Annotated in this window: 12 protein-coding genes and 1 tRNA gene; 8 read left to right on the forward strand and 5 right to left on the reverse strand. The window is 55.1% G+C overall.

Features of this window, described 5'->3' with window-relative positions; genetic code table 11:
* Positions 1-237: 237 nt before the first annotated feature.
* The 5 genes from CGZ80_RS09915 to CGZ80_RS09935 all read left to right on the forward strand — a co-directional run bounded on the left by CGZ80_RS09915 (position 238) and on the right by CGZ80_RS09935 (position 4396).
* Positions 238-1122 carry an ABC transporter permease gene (locus CGZ80_RS09915; RefSeq protein ID WP_094413833.1) on the forward strand — a complete coding sequence of 295 codons (885 nt, stop codon included), beginning with the start codon at positions 238-240 and terminating at the stop codon, positions 1120-1122.
* 4 nt (positions 1123-1126) lie between these two features.
* The gene (locus CGZ80_RS09920; RefSeq protein ID WP_094413835.1) at positions 1127-1882 is read left to right on the forward strand and encodes a hypothetical protein; all 756 of its coding nucleotides are present in this window, start codon (positions 1127-1129) and stop codon (positions 1880-1882) included.
* Positions 1879-2973 (forward strand): MlaD family protein, encoded by a 1095-nt coding sequence (locus CGZ80_RS09925; RefSeq protein WP_094413837.1) that lies wholly within the window; start codon positions 1879-1881, stop codon positions 2971-2973. Before CGZ80_RS09920 ends, CGZ80_RS09925 begins: the two co-directional genes overlap by 4 nt.
* Positions 2970-4307 (forward strand): tetratricopeptide repeat protein, encoded by a 1338-nt coding sequence (locus CGZ80_RS09930; protein ID WP_143543832.1) that lies wholly within the window; start codon positions 2970-2972, stop codon positions 4305-4307. Before CGZ80_RS09925 ends, CGZ80_RS09930 begins: the two co-directional genes overlap by 4 nt.
* A 14-nt stretch (positions 4308-4321) precedes the next feature.
* Positions 4322-4396: transfer RNA gene (locus tag CGZ80_RS09935), tRNA-Pro, on the forward strand.
* A gap of 487 nt (positions 4397-4883) precedes the next feature.
* Here CGZ80_RS09935 and CGZ80_RS09945 read toward each other — a convergent pair.
* Positions 4884-5711 (reverse strand): MerR family transcriptional regulator, encoded by an 828-nt coding sequence (locus tag CGZ80_RS09945; RefSeq protein WP_094413843.1) that lies wholly within the window; start codon positions 5709-5711, stop codon positions 4884-4886.
* Between the two features lie 573 nt (positions 5712-6284).
* On the opposite strand from CGZ80_RS09945, the gene CGZ80_RS09955 reads away from it, so the two are divergent.
* Positions 6285-7241 (forward strand): Rpn family recombination-promoting nuclease/putative transposase, encoded by a 957-nt coding sequence (locus CGZ80_RS09955; RefSeq protein WP_158222640.1) that lies wholly within the window; start codon positions 6285-6287, stop codon positions 7239-7241.
* Positions 7242-8098: 857 nt separating this feature from the next.
* On the opposite strand, the gene CGZ80_RS09960 is transcribed toward CGZ80_RS09955, so the two are convergent.
* The 3 genes from CGZ80_RS09960 to CGZ80_RS09970 form a co-directional block, all read right to left on the reverse strand.
* The gene (locus CGZ80_RS09960; RefSeq protein WP_094413848.1) at positions 8099-10240 is read right to left on the reverse strand and encodes a redoxin family protein; all 2142 of its coding nucleotides are present in this window, start codon (positions 10238-10240) and stop codon (positions 8099-8101) included.
* Between the two features lie 96 nt (positions 10241-10336).
* On the reverse strand, positions 10337-11290 hold the full coding sequence (locus CGZ80_RS09965; protein WP_094413850.1) for a hypothetical protein: 954 nt from the start codon (positions 11288-11290) through the stop codon (positions 10337-10339).
* Positions 11291-11309: 19 nt separating this feature from the next.
* Positions 11310-11873 (reverse strand): RNA polymerase sigma factor, encoded by a 564-nt coding sequence (locus CGZ80_RS09970; protein ID WP_094413852.1) that lies wholly within the window; start codon positions 11871-11873, stop codon positions 11310-11312.
* Positions 11874-12185: 312 nt separating this feature from the next.
* Between CGZ80_RS09970 and CGZ80_RS09975 the strand changes: the two genes are divergently transcribed.
* Positions 12186-12749 (forward strand): YceI family protein, encoded by a 564-nt coding sequence (locus CGZ80_RS09975; protein ID WP_233148339.1) that lies wholly within the window; start codon positions 12186-12188, stop codon positions 12747-12749.
* Between the two features lie 77 nt (positions 12750-12826).
* Complete coding sequence (locus CGZ80_RS09980; protein WP_094413853.1) at positions 12827-13726, forward strand: hypothetical protein; 900 nt, start codon at positions 12827-12829, stop codon at positions 13724-13726.
* Between the two features lie 22 nt (positions 13727-13748).
* Here the strand turns inward: CGZ80_RS09980 and CGZ80_RS09985 are convergent, their stop codons facing one another.
* A complete protein-coding gene (locus CGZ80_RS09985) occupies positions 13749-15416 on the reverse strand; it encodes an acyltransferase family protein (RefSeq protein ID WP_094413855.1) in 1668 nt (555 codons plus the stop codon).
* Positions 15417-15445: the final 29 nt, after the last annotated feature.

Consider the following 15445-nt stretch of genomic DNA (forward strand, 5'->3'; position numbering starts at 1 on the left):
CCCCCACCGATTGAGACTGCAGGGCGGTTTCTGTCGAGGGAGATGCGATCGCACCATGCGAGTTTCACGACCGGCCGCTGTTCCGATCGTGACGGTTGCGCCGGTCGCAACATCTTGTCGCCGTCCGATTGAAAGGGCTGGTCCGGTCGTCGGGAAGTCTGGCGTGCTTCGAGACCGAATAAAACAGTGATACCGTTTTTTGTCGTTGGACCGAATGTCACCGTTGTTGTTCCGGCCGTGAGCCAATCTACCGTTCCATCTGCCAGCCGATTGCGTCGCACACTCGACTTTGCCCTGCATGTTTTCTGGGCGACGTGTGAGCAACTGGGTGCGTTTTTGATCGGGATCTGTCACCAGATCGCTGACATTGCCGGAGTGTTGTCGGCGACGATTTTCTTGGCGTTCCGCCCCCAAAGCTGGACTCCGCCCGTCCGCAACGTCTTTGCCCGTCAGATGCTGTTCACTTCCGTCGATTCGATTCCCGCCGCGATGCGTTTCGCCGCGGTCGTTGGCGTGATGGGGATCGTGCAAGCGGAAATGTGGATCGATGCCGCCGGTCTGTCGACTTCAGAAGTTGCACCGATCCTGTGGCGATCCGTCGTGCGTGAGATCGCGCCCCTGTTGGCCTGTCTTGTTGTGATCGGGCGAAGTGGAATCGCGATCAGTGCCGAGCTAGCGACGATGCACGCCGACGGGGAAGTCGAAGTGCTCGATTCACAAGGTGTCGACCCGATGACGTTCTTGGTGATGCCACGCGTGATTTCGGTGATGCTAAGCGTCTTCTGTTTGGCAATCATCATCTCTATCACAATCATGGTCACTGGGTACCTGATCGGTTCGTCGGTCGGCGCGATCCGGGTAACGTGGAACGAATACTACGGCGAAATTTCACGTAACTTCGAACGTGGCGATTTGGTCTTTTTCACTTCAAAAACATTCGTCGCCGGCGGCTTCGCTGGGGTTATCTGTTGTTTAGAAGGCGTCCGTTCGAGTGGACGTTTGACCGACGTGCCGCGAGTTGCCAGCCGTGCCGGCATCCGTGCATTGACGGCGATCTTTGCGATCTCCGCGATCCTATCGGTGGTGTTTTACGAAAAGCTCCTCGTGTTCAAGTTCGGGTAAACACATGAGCCAAACGGGCAACACCGGTCACAAATCGACAGCTCAAAAATCGACACCGACCTTGGAGTTCGACAACGTCATCTTCAGCGGTGCCGGCGAAACGTCGATCGGCATGCATCGATTCAGTGGATCAATCTCACCTGGCGACTTTATTCAAGTCGCATTGCGGCAGCACCATGATCCTCGTGATCTGGTTTCAGCCATGTTGGGGTTGTATCCGACCGAGCTCGGGACCATTCGTTTTATGGGGTGCGAGTGGGGAAGCTGTGACTATCAACGGCAGTTCATGTTGCGAAGCCAAATCGGTCGTGTTTTCACTGGGTCCGCGTGGATCAAAAGCCTGACCGTATGGGACAACGTCCTACTTGGGATGCGGCACCATGGTGTGCCAGAATCTTTTGCGCGGCAGCAGGTACGCAAGTGGAGCGAACGTTTGTCGGGTCCGCGTGCCGGCTTGGTTCGCCAAGCGATGCAAAACCGACCCGGCTTTGTCGAACCTTCGATCTTGCAGGTCTGCCAATGGATTCGCGCGGTTTGTAATCATCCCAAGCTGCTGATTTTGGAACGACCATTGCACTATGTCATCGAAGGCTTGCATGAAGAGATCGTTTCGATCATTGAAGAATTTCGCTCTGCCGGGACCGCGATTTTGGTGTTCTCCGAATCGGATCGACAAGAGGATTACGGTTTTGTGAGGTCGGTCATTCGTTGGTCGGTACGCGGCAAACACTTGATCGCAGGCGAGGGGGCAAGACAATGAACGAACCAATTCGACTGCGGTATGCCAACAAGATCGTTGGCCTGTTTCTGATGGTGGTGATGATCCTGTGCGTGATCGTATCCGTCCGACTGATCACTCGGATCGCGATCCGCAAAGACCGCTTCTATATCGAGGTGACCGAAGACATTGCAAGCCAATTGCGTACCGGGACTGAAGTCTTGATTCTGGGACAAACGGTCGGCGAAGTTGATGAACTCAGCTATGTTGATGGGACCAGTTTGGTGCGGATCACTCTGGCAATTGATTCACGCCGTAGCGACCTGATTACCTCACAATCGCAGGTAGAGCTGGATCGCAAGTACGGAATTGGCCCGCCGGTGATTCGCATCGCCCGTGCGCCTGGATTTACATTGCGAGACCCACTTCAACCGGCCAAGCCAATCGAGCCTGGTGAATCGATTCCGTATTTCAAACAGGACGACGATCAGGTCGAAAACACCGCGATCAACGTCCAGGAAGCCAGCCAAGCGGTTGCCGGGGCTGCAGACCGCATCAGTGTTTCGCTTGAGGAATCTTTGAACCCGGCACTTGAAGCCGGCGAACGCACCTTCGATTCGGTCCGTGCGACTAGCGAAGCACTGCGACCCGAAGCGGCACAAACACTTGCACAGCTTCGGCAGACAACGATCAACCTCGAAGCCGAACTGTCAACGCTGACGCGGCGCGTCGATCAAATGGTAGACGTCGAAATTCGTCAAACTCTCAAAGACATCAACGCTTCTGCGATCGCTGCGACGGAAGCTGCCGAAAAAGTGCGTGATGCCGCGTCCGGGATCGGTCAAAACGCCGAACAGACGACTTCGGATATCGCTGAAACCTTGGCAACGCTACGCGACACCGCGGTGCGGATTCAGAAGCTGACTGAGGAAACACGTGACGTCGTACGGATCGTTCGCAGCGAAGCCAACGACCTGCCGGGCACGACGGAGCGGATCAACGAGACCGTTGACGATGCGCAGGATTTGGTAGGCGACATCAATGATCATTGGTTGCTTCGTCGTTATCAAAACAAGCAACAGCAGAACCGACAGGTGTCGCCATCTTCGGTTCACGGTGGAGGTGTCCGTTGATGCATCGCCGTGGTTGGTTGTCCGTTGTCGTCTTTTGTCCCTTGATGGTCTGTCATTGGGTTGGCTGTGCGTCGACTCCGAAGCAGATCGTTGTCGAAGACAAAAAAGTCGATCGCTACGTCGCCAATGCGCATGAAGCGTTTCACGAAGGACGGATCGATCAAGCCGAGTCGTATTATCGCAAAGCATTGGTCCGTGCCTGGGCCACCGATGACCCATACGAATCTGGCACGGCGGCGTACAATTTGGCAGCTTGCCTGGTCAGTCAAAACCAGCTCGCGGCGGCTTCCGATTGGCTCGTCGATTCACGTGTCGAACTCTGTCGTGCAGGTGCTTCGACGGGAAATACGTGGCTGTTGTCTGCGGAAATCGCGATGAGCGAATCTCGGCTGACAGACGCAGAACGTTTCGTCAGCAATGCGTCGCGAACCTGTCCGCCTTGCGAGATTGTTGATACTTGTTGTCTGTGTGGACCGTCCGAAGACTGCTGCAGCGAATCGCAGCGTGATTGTTGTGCGGCGCCGATTCCTTGTATTGGCAAGCACATCAAAGAGAACCGAGCCAAGGTCGAGTGCCAACAGGGCTATCGCGCACGGATCGAATTGGCTCGGGCCCGGATCGCGGCCAAGGAGTTTCGTATCGGCGAGGCCGAGCACCACCTTGCCGTGGCGTGTCAATTGACGGCGGAGTCATGTGACTTTGCGTTGCACGCCGATCGCCATGACGTCGCAGCCGTGATCCATGACGTGAAAGAAGAGTACTTGCAAGCCGGATCACATCGCGATCGTGAAGCCAAATTGCTGCGGTGTATCGGTCACTACCGTGCGATTCCCAATGTGCTGCAAGCCGCGGCGGAGTCTTATTCGTTCGCGGGGCGAATGGATCTGGCGGTTGACCGTACGATTCGATCGGCGCGGATTTGGTATTCGCGAGGTGAATATAAGCGGGCGTGGGAGCTGATCGAGAACGCGGGGCAATGGGCGGTTGATTGTGGATGCGATGCGGTTGAAATCCGTTTGTCGTTGACGGCGAAGCAGATCCGTGATGCCTTGGACGGAACGATTCCGGAGCCGATGGAGCTGGAACCGGCGATGATCAACGAGGCTTCAAAAGGAGAATCCAATGGTGAAGTCGAACGTGAAAATGAGCTCGAATTGCCGCCTGAGAACATGGAAAGTCTGCTCCTTTCCCCGCCAGAGAGCGGCAAAACCGCAAAATCGGGGTGGCCACAGAATTGGGGTGTTGGATGGGATGATTTGGCGTTGCCGAGGGTGTCGCATGAGGCTATGCTTGTCCCTCACAAATTAGCGAGCGTTGGTATCCCCCCAAAGTGATCAACGTAAGCCATCGGGATGTGGCTCAGCCTGGTTAGAGCGCAGCACTGGGGGTGCTGAGGTCGCAAGTTCGAATCTTGTCATCCCGACTGAATCAAAAAGCCCAGCGGCAACAACCGCTGGGCTTTTTCAGTTTCAGGAACCGTAGCGGACGAAGTGACGAGTCCATGCTCCTGTCCAGTCTCACGCAGAGGCACCAGGTCGCGGAGCAAAACGCACGCTGTCGATTCGGAGAACCGAGCGACATTGTCGCTCAACTTTCCAAGTTGACAGCGGACCAACGCGAGTAGCTCTGCCGTTTAGAATCGTTTTCACTGTTAGGTGTTTTCCGAGGATCGCCGGTTGCCCCCGTGGTCAATTCGGTTGACTTACGATCGTTGTTGACGTGAACGCGAGTCGTTGGGGATTGACGAATGTTGCATGAAGTGTCCGAACTCGTTTTCTGGCTCGTACAACTTCCTTTACTGACGGCCAACTGCCATCCAATCACCAACTCCAAGTCCGAATCGGCCAGCGGAGAAAGCAACGCTGGCAAAAAGAGTCCTGACACCTTTTCCTCAGCCTGACACCTTTTCCTCAGCTTGCGTCGGTTTCGATTAGGAAAACGATCTCTGTCAGGTACTTCTTGGGGTTGCCTTTGAAGATCATCCCAGGGCCTTTGTGATAAATTTCTCGGGTAGGCGTGTGATAGCGAAGGTTGTGTTCTTTTGCGTGAGAAATGATGCGTTCATAGGATCGCCCGAGTTCTTCGTACGGTCCCAAGTGCATTAGCGAGAGTGCTCGTCCACCCGGCAGTTCTTTGATGGTGATTTCGTCCGTCGAATCGCCTTTTTTCACTGGCATACACGCTTCGAAATCCGCATCACACTCTTTGTATTCGGTGTCATGATGCAGCAGCATGGGGCTTCCTTGGATGAAGCGTCCTAGCTTGCGACCGATTCTCGCGAATCCTTTGCTGCATTCGTGATAGGCACCTTTCATGCGAATGCTGGCGATCAAACACGGGGCAATGTCTTTTTCTGCGACGGCATAAGTGGAGTGTTTCATCGTGCGTGTGGCCTCGGTTTCATGGGTGATGATTCGGTCAAGCAACCTAGCAATGTCGCGGTCCCTTTTTATTCGCGACTCGATCACACTGCGCTGCGAAGCGAGTCGTTCCAGGATGTCTGCGTCATCGTTGTGTTCGCTGACCATGTCTCGAACTTCAGCGACGGTGAATTCAAAATCGCGCAATTGCGCAATTACCCGAGCAGGGTCGATTTGCGACTCCGAGTAGTAGCGGTAGCCGCTGCCGGCTTCCACGTGACTCGGAGTCAGAACGCCTTGTTCGTGGTAGAACCGAAGTGACTTAATCGTCAGTCCGGTGATCTTCGAAAATTCGCCGATGCTGAACATGCCAGCCATGCTACGGCCTCCTCCAAGGGGAGAGTCAAATATAAAATCACCAAAAAACGAGGCTGGTTTTGGCGAGTAGAAAAAGGGCGTCCAGCTGATTGGCGGATGATACCACCCACAAAACACGACAATTGATTCGATGTCCGTAAGCGATAACTCCGAAGCTATCAAGGTTTGTTATGAGAATTGGCTACACAAGCAGGGGAAGAAACTTTTAAGACATCGCATAAATGGTCTCAACGCATTGGCCTCAATTAGAACCCGTTCATCCTTTACAACGGAAGATTTTCTTGATGTTTGGGAATCGCCGGAAGCAAACCTAGCATCGGCGTTTCGGTTTCTTAAAGAACTCGTTCAGTGTGAGGTGTTGACTGCAAATAAAGACAACGACGAAACCTTGCATTGGTTATTCGTTAGCGACAAACAGCAAAGGAGTTGAAGAAGCGACAGGCCGGATGAAACCACCCACAAAACACGACGCGGGCTGTTTCGAGCCTGTTGTTGCTCTAGCTTGAATTTGGGCTCAGCCGCTTCGCCGTAAGTGACTTTGGGTGCGGGCTGTCGATGTTATCGACGACTTCGATGAGTGCCGAAATCCGATCGATTGGCTACATTGATCGCCTGGTTCCCTCCGCCTGTTTTTCCGATCGTAACGGAGTGCAAAGTATGGTCATCGGAATCGACCCGCGTGTCGACTTTGCTTGCAAGCTGCTGCTCGGTAGCCCGGACCATCCTGCGATCACGATTCACTTCCTCAACGCCGTTCTCGGCGGTGCGCCGAAAATCGCTCAGGTGCAAATACTCAATCCGATCGCCGGCAAGCGATTCGACGAGGACAAACTGTCGATTCTGGACATTCTTGCAACCGACGATCACAGCCGGTTGATCGACATTGAGATTCAGACAACGCTGGCTGCGGGGCTCGCTGAGCGGCTGACGTACTACGCCGCCAGCCAGCTGGTCGAGCAACTCGGCGAAGGAGAGAGCTACCGAGTCCTGCGTCCATCGATCGGGATTTGCATTCTCGATGCGCTGCTGTTCAGAGACTCGGGCAGCCTACATCTCGATTTTCAGCTACGCTCCAAGACCGGCGAACGCCTCACCGATTGCCTGCAAATCCATCTTTTACAGTTGCCCAAGTACATGCCGGAGGCAGATAATGATGTGCCGTCGGACCCGATCAGGCAGTGGATGCATTTTTTCCGTTTTGCCGGGACTTCCACTTTGGAAGAATTGCACCGTACGCTTCCTGATCCAGTCTTTACCGAAGCGATAGGAGTCTTGGAAATGATCGCCAAAAACCCCGAAGAACGAAGGTTCTACGAATCGCGTCTGAAGATGCAGCGTGACGAAGAGGCGAGACTTGTCGCTGCTCGAGAGCAAGGAGTTGAACAGGGAGAGGCGATTGGGCGTGTCCGTGTTCTGCAGTCGCTCGCTGGTGTCGAAGAATCGGCTGTCGAGCAATTGCGTAGCAAGAGCCTCGACGAGTTGTCTGCGATGGAGGCGAACCTAAAGCAACAACTTCGTGACCGCGGCTGAAGTCAGTCGATTTGCGAGCCCCCGCCGTACTGGCACCACAACCAGCAGCCCAGCGTGAGAGGGCAAACCGACTCAAGAAGGATGGGGTTTGGTACGGCTTGCAAGATCAAATGGACCTGTTGGACCGCAGAGGACGCCGGGAACCGCTGAGCTTGGCATCCACAGAATCCTCTGCGTTTCCTTGCGTCCTCCGCGGTCGACATTTCGGTGGCTGCAATCTCTGGGTTGCCACCTCTATCTACCGTCGTGGACTCCTCCGGAGTCAAGCCTGCCGCTGCTGAGTTGGTCGGTGCTGCGATCCGAATCAATCTGAAATTCCTGAGCGAAGCACCGCCGGCCCCTCCGGGGCGAGTATCTGGTTCGCGTCGCAATCTCGGGGTTGCCACCCCGAGCTACCGACGTGGACTCCTCCGGAGTCAAACCTGCCGCTGCTGCGTGAGTGTGCAGTGCCTTTGCGTTTCCGGTAACCGAAGTGCAATCACGCAAGGTGTTCGGCCGTCGTTCCGCTGGGGCCGATCATTGAAGCATGACTCGTTCGCCCCGGAGGGGCCGGCTTTGTTAGCTCGGGGTGGGAGCCCCGAGGTTAAAAAACTCACCATGCAATCGCCCCGGAGGGGCCGGCGTTTCATCGACTTGCAATCCGGCGGTGGACAATGTGAACGGAAATCATATCGCGGCGGCATGTCTTTCGCAGCGTTGCTGAACTCGACTACGCTTCCTCACAACTCGGCATCGACAACCGTTCAAGCGCGAGTGACTCGGAAGTCCGCAAATCGTCGAGACGTCCCTCGCGATTGACGGGAAACGAACGGATCCGTCAGAGAATATCGTTTCCGTTCGTTCGTTCCAACAGCCGGTTAGGAGTCATCGCGGATGCGAAGGATGCAGCCGATTGCGGGCGTTTCTTTGGTACTGACCTCTTTGCCGGAGACGATGTCGTCGAGTGCGTCGCGTAGTTCGGTACTGGTCGGTGCTGGCCGTTTCTTACCATAGCCTTCATAGCGATTGTCGATTCGGCCACGATACAAAACCTCGCCGCTTTCGGAAACGACGACGGCTTGCGGGGTCACTGTTGCCGAGAGCAGCTTGGCGACAGATTGTTGCTCATCCAGCATCACCCGCATCTTGATCGCAAACGAATCGACATGTTCCTGTACCGTTGGCAACGTCGTGCCACTGGTGGAATGAATGGCGACAAAGTCGATGCCTTTCTCACCGTACTCCCGTCGGATCGACTCCAGTTCTGGCAGGTAAGCATTCGCGATCGGGCAGTCTTGTTTGATAAACACGACCACCGTTGTCTTACCCGGTTGAAAGACTGAAGCGGCGGATCCGTCGAGCGTTGTCGCTTGCGCCCCCTGCATCGGATTCGCTGATGATGTGGGCGCATCAAAATCTGACCACAGTTGTTGTAGCGACCGCATTTCGTTGTGATCGATCGTTCCATCGGAGTTCTGGTCGCCGATGCTCATCAGTTGACTTTGGCGTTCTTGCGGAATTTCGCTCGCTTGCAATTGACCATCGCGATTGCGATCGAGCAGCATCATCAGCGTTTCGCCTAGCGGGCGACCGCCGGAAAGGCGACGAAGCAACCAAGTTTGTGACTCAACGCGTGAGCGGATGGCTTGGCGGGTCTTGTTTTGGATCGCAGTTTTCAGCACTTCGCCGTCTTGCGGGTTATAGGCGGCGACATTCAATACCATCGATCCCATCTCGTCGTTGGATTGTCGCCCCCAGCGAACGCGCTGCGGAGGTGAGAACGGGTTGTTGGGGTTGGCGGATGTGTTGTCGTAGACCAATTGCACATGCAGTTTCGTTGCTTTTGGGAGTGCGATTGGCTTGGCAAACATGTATTGGTCTTGCCAGTCGAGGTCCCAGTCGTCGATCCGCAATAGTTCTTTGGTTTGGCCGTCGGGCAGCGTCGCGGTCAGACACATTTTTTTGCAAAGGTAGTGTGCATGTCCGCCGACTTCGATGGCTCGTACGTCAACCGGAAGCTCGAAGGAATCTTCGATGGTGTAATCCGCTTCGCCGGCGGGGATGTCGATTCCGGCACCGATACCGAACAGTGACGGGATCTGCACAGGAACGATTTGATTTGCCGGAGGTTGGTCGCTGAAGTACACGGCCAGCTCGGACTGTTCTTCCAATGGTCGGCCGATCGGGTGGAAGTGCGTTTGCATGATGATGTCGCTTCCGGCCGGTAGGTGCCTGGCGTAATCTTCTGGCAAGGCATTGGGGGTCGAACCGGGAACATAGCCACCGAGTCCGCGGCTGAATCCTTTCGTGATTCCGCGAATGCCTTCGCCGGCGACCGACAGGAAGCTCATTCCAGAAAATCCCGGTTGTCCGTTAGGGTCAAGTCGTTGACGAGAGCGAGCGTTGGGATCGACAAAGAACAACGCATGATGGATCGCGCCGCGTGAGGAAGGCCGCAGTTCCATCGCTTTAATCCAGCGGTCGTTCGGCAGGGCGACTGGAAAGATAAAGGATCGATACAGATCGGGTCCGTCCGCGGGCACTGCGAATGGACGCGGCATTTTGACGACTAAGTCTGGCGGACCAAGTGTTTCTTCAAGCGACCACTTGGTTTCCCCCGTCAGCACCGTTGGCTGCGACACATCACCGGGACTTCGCTTTGAGGGTTTCGCACCTTGATCGACCCAGGTTCGGATCACTTTTTTTTCCGATTCTGAAAGTGACCTGACGCCGGCGAATTCGACATCCGTGTTCACAGGCTTCCAAGGCGGCATGTATCCGTCGTCAATGACGGCTTGAATCGTCAACGCTTGATCGGCGACTTCGTCGTAGTTGCGTAGGGGAAACGGGCCAACCTGTCCGGGGCGATGGCAACCGGCACAGTGCTTGGTGATGAGCGGCTGTATTTGTGTATCAAAGTCAACCTCGATGTGCTCATTCGCCAACAGGGCTTGCAGGGAACACAGGCCTGTCGGGCCGGTGGCCAAGACGAACAAACAAATGATGAATCGATATCGCATGATTCCAATCGTTAACAGAAGTAATGAGTTGTTGCATTAACTCATTGCGTCTGTTCAGATCGATCGAGGACACGTAATTCGAATCATTCAGTCGAATCAATTGTTCTCGACGTGAAGCAGTTGACGGTCCGCATCGCTATGTCCGACGTGCGAGAACCAATCCGATGGCAACTCTGGATGCCCAACCAGTTGAATGTCCCAACGCAGCGGCAGCCATGTCGAATCTTTTTCGCGCCAGCGGATTTCGATTCGTTCGGCAACACCGGATTTGCGGTTCGCCCACAAGTCAATCTGAATCGGAGAGTTGCCCGTGGCAGACGGGTTTCGGCCGACTACATGGTCGCAAAGGATCGTTTGGTTGTCGTGCTTCGGGTCGGCAATACGCTGGGGCGAAAGCATCTCCAAATCATAGTTGCGACAAAGTTTTTGCAGTGCCGTTTGCAGATGCAACATCGGTGACCCAAGGCCTTGCGAATCAAGGTCTTCAGGATCGAGATCGTGCGAAAACAGTTTCCGAGCGTTGAGTGCGGATGCGATCAAGTTTTCGTTGCCCGTAACGATCGGACCGATCGGCGGAACAATCCAGCGTGAACGGCGGTCACCGCCAATCCAAATTTCTCCTCCCGGCAGCAGTCCCGGATGATGCAAACAGAATCGGTTGTGGTCGTCAAAGTAAAGTCGTGCGTTGACCTGTTGTAGTCCGACGACGGGCCATCGGTTGACCATTTGCACCAGGTATTCACGAGTCGGCGGGGTCGCATTGATCGCTCGTTGGATCGCCGCGTTGGCTTGATCGGTACGCAGTAGCGACGTCATAAAGAATCCGCCAGCGATCAACAGGCCGGCCGCGATCGCCAGCCGGATCATTTTGTGGTGGCTTCGTCGAGATTGTTGATCGGATGAAACCGCCGAACCTCCGTCCCCTTCGCCACTGATGGTGGACATCAGGTTGGAGATGCGTTGCTCGTCGGCTGTCCGGTCATCGTTGTACGCCGCCATCAACAGCGATTCCACAAAGCGATCGTCCTGCGGCAAGTTTGGATTGTTCATTGACTCTATCTCTGCGTCTCTAACTCTGCACGGAGGTGTTTGTCGTTTCGAGTGAGCTCGACAGTTTGGATTCCAAACAGGTCGCTAGTTTTTGCTTCGCGCGTGTGAGCCTTTTTTTGACAGCTTCCAATGCGAGTTCAAGTTGGTTGCTGATTTGTTGCGGTTTCATCCCGCTGGCGAAACGCAGTTTGATGCACGATTGATAGTGGTCCGGAAGTGCGTCGACACAATCACGCAGGGCTTGCAGTTTCTCGTCCAGCGTGTCGCCTTGGAGCGATTGCAGACGCTCGAATCGCAAGCTGAGTGATTCCAATGTTTGGGCGTCCGTTTGGATGAACGGAGCTTGTTTGCGGTGACGGGCCAGGATCACGTTTGCGGCAATCCCGCGCAGCCACGGTCCAAACGGTTTGGTGCGATCAAAATCGGAGATCCGCCGCCAGGCGACCAGCATCGTTTCCTGCCAAATGTCGTCCACCGTTGCGGGGTCTCTGACGGACGAACGGATGTATGCGGTGAGCAGTCGAGAGTTTTCCCGCACCAAGATTTCGAAGAGTTGGTAGGGGGCTGGTCCGTGAGCTGGCATACGAAAGGCGTCGGTCGGATTTTGCGTTCAGGTGAAAAAAGGGATCCGCAAAACGAAGGGATCGCTTGGCAGTGACTGGTTGGCTGTCGCGACAAGATCGAGGACAAAAAAAATCGAAAATAGTCAGCGGGTTGGTCGTCGGAAAACACATTGGTCAGTATTAGCAAACTGACTTGGCAAAAAGCCCCGCGAGTCTAAACCTGCTTGCAGTGCTACGGAGGGGGCTTGGCGAATTGCTATACTCGGGACTCGACGGTACGCGTTGCCGCGATTCAGTCCTCTGGTTACCCCCTTCCTGTACTTAGGAAACCCATGAAATACCTGCAAACCAAACTCGTCGCAGCCCTCGCAATGTTGCTGGCCGTTTCGACAACCGCTTCTGCCGCCGAAGAGCTGAAAATTGATACCGACAGCTCCACGATCGCTTTTGTCGGCACCAAGCCGGACGGAAGCCATGAAGGCGGATTCAAGAAGTTCAAGGGGCATGCTCACGCCGATCACGAGAACCCAGGTGCGAGCAGCCTCGCGATCGAAATCGATACCAAAAGCATGTGGTCGGATGACGAAAAATTGACCAACCACCTGAAGAGTCCCGATTTCTTTGACGTGCGTAAATACCCTACGGTCAAATTCGGATCCACCAAAGTCGACGTGACCCCAGGTGAGGAAGTTTCCAAGGCAATCATCACCGGTAAGTGGACGATGCTTGGAAAGACCGTCGAAGTAAAAGTTCCTACGACGGTCAAGGTTACCGATGCGGGCGTTCTGATGGTTGCTGAGTTCAAAATCGATCGCACCAAGTGGGGCATGACTTACGGACAAGGTAAGATCGATGACGAAGTCAAAATCGAAGCCAAGTTGGTTCTGAAAAAGTAAGTAGCGACGTGATTTCGAATCGCCAGCATCGCGTTTGGCGATTCGATTTGATTTGAAGTAGCCGTTTGTTTGGATGATTGATTTTGACCTTTGACCAGTCCGTTTTGATTTGGTGTCTGTGCGTGCCAGCGATCATTGCCGCGGCCGCGTTCGGTTTGGCTTGGTCGCTACAACGGTCGGACTCGTCTTCCGCAAAAACTGCTGTCGGTGCCGTCGTACTTGGTGTCGGCTGGTGGGCCGCTGTCACGGTATCGCTTTCCGCTCGCCAAGAATGGCAAGTCTGGCCGACAGAATATTGGCATCACTGTTTGTGGCCATTGATGATCTGGCCGCTGATCGCTTGGTCGTTTATCGGCAGCCCGACCGGTGAAGCCATTTCTGGTTCGCCGAGATCAACGTTGTCCCCCATTCTGCTGGCGATTGCTGCCGCCGCCACGGCGGCCTTCTGTCTGCCACGCGGCGAAGCTTGGGAAGACACGTATTCGGTACACGGGCCGGTTGGCGTTGCGCTGATGCTCAGCATCTTTGTCAATGCATGGTCGCTTGATGCAATGGCACGACGTGGAACCGAGCGTTGGGTGTTGTTGGTCGCATTGGCATCACTCGGTGGGCCGATCGCATTAGCAGCCAGCACCTACGCAAGCTTGACCGAATGGGGACTCGCGATGGCGTCGGCGACCTTGGCGATCACGATTGGCGGCTTGTTGGTCCGCAACCGCTTGGCCACCACGTCGATCGCAATCGTTGTTGCAGGGTCCGCGTGTTTGGTTGCCGGTGGCCGTTTTCAAACCTACGAAGATCATCCGCTATGGCTGTACGCGCTGCTTTTGTCCCTGCCCAGCGTGATCGCGTTCGTCGACTATTTTCTGAAAAGCCGCTCGACGGCAGTCCGTGTCGTGGTTGCCGCGATTCTGTCAGCCGCGACGATCGCCACTAGTGTCTGGTTCCTTTTGATTCGCGAAACCGAAACCTGGTAGCGATCACTATTTTCGGGTTGCGTTAGACGCCCACCGGCTCTGCCGAATGGCTGGCGATCGGTTTCGCGGCTGGTCGTTGCCGTGGCCCATTTAATAGGCGCCCGATCAAGGTGTATCGAACACCGTACTCGTAGGTCACCAGCAACACAGCGCTCACAACAATCGTGATGCCGGCAAACTTGACAAAGGCTGGCAGCTGGACGTCTTTGACGGCCCACTGTGCCAACAAGACCAGTGGCAAGTGGATCAGGTACAACCAGTAAGCCGAATCGGAAATGTAACGCATCGCTTTGCTTTCTCCGGCGAGTAGCTTTCCACAAAGCCCGATCGATCCGAGCACCATCAGCCAGGCAAACGTTGCTTCGAGTAGATTGGCAACGAGTGATTTCATTCTGGCGTCCTGGATATCGGGGACGATCCCAAGTGTTCCCGTGACCATGTCGAATCCAATTGGAAACACGACGGTCAACGCAAGTGCAAGCGTGATCGACCAGCCGCTGCCCAGTCGGCCTTCTCGGTCATCGATGTCCCAGTACAGGGCACCGAAGAAAAAGAAAATGCCGTAGTAGGCGAGCACGCTTGGGATCGGCAATAGGCCGACAGAGGTATCGGGCCCAAAGGTGCCTTGTGCCATAAATGATTGCGGCAGCATCGTCAGGGGGACTAGCCAAAGCAAACAAGCGGGTGAACTGACTAGGAACCGTGGCAATTTATTGAGCTTCAGTCGGTCAGCGACTGCGGCGTAGATCACGAACGCGGCGACCAACCAGCACAGGAACCAGAGAAACCAAAGGTGCATGAAGAACGGCAAGCGAAACAGCAAGCCTTCGAGTGCTTCAATTCCTGGCCCGGCCGCGGCGGAGTTGTTGGAACCGAGGTAGTCTTCCGTACCAAAAAGTTTCGCGATTTCGGCTCGGCCCGATTTTAGCGTTTCTTCTTCTAGTGAAACTCCAAAGGAAGACGCGATGAAATTGGTGGTGCCGAAGTCAATCTTGAGTAGGTCTTTCGGTGTTTGCCCATTAGCGTCGACTGCGTCAGCGTTCGCACCGGCGCTGAGAAGCATGTTCGCCGCAGTTGCTCTTCCCACAAACGCAGCGCTATGTAGGGCAGTGCCTTGATCCCGGTTGCGTTGATTGACGTCGGCGTGGTGTTCGATCAGCATTTGTGCCATGTCGGTGTGACCGAGGAACACGGCGACGGTCAACATGGACGCGCCATCTTGGCTGACGGCGTTGACTTTGATTTTTGCATCGTGGATCGCATCTTGGACGCGTTCTACATCGCCAGCAACAAGTGACTCCCAAACCTCGGCGGCCGGCGTCGCCACGGGAGACGGTTGCCGTACAAGTGTGCCAACGGCCCACATCGCAGGAACGATGGTCAGGCAGCCAAGGAACAACGGCAACGCGATTCGTTTAAGTCGCTGTTTGATCAGCCCGCCGAGCCCTCGTTTGCGCCACATCATTGCCGTGAAAAAACCACTGAGTAAAAAGAACAGCGGCATCCGGAAGCCATGAATCACAGCGAACAACACATAGTACGCATCGCTTTGCTGGCTATCGTTGACCGTCCATGGGACCGGTGAAAACGAGAGGGCCGCGTGCAGGACGATGCCCAGCAGCATCGCGATCGCGCGCAACGCATCCAGGTCATGACGCCGTGTGGACGTGGTGTCAATCATTGTGCTCATGTGAGACTCCTCGGCGAAAAGAGATCGTT

The organism is Rhodopirellula sp. MGV (assembly GCF_002251265.1).
GTDB classification, from domain to species: Bacteria; Planctomycetota; Planctomycetia; order Pirellulales; family Pirellulaceae; genus Stieleria; species Stieleria baltica_A.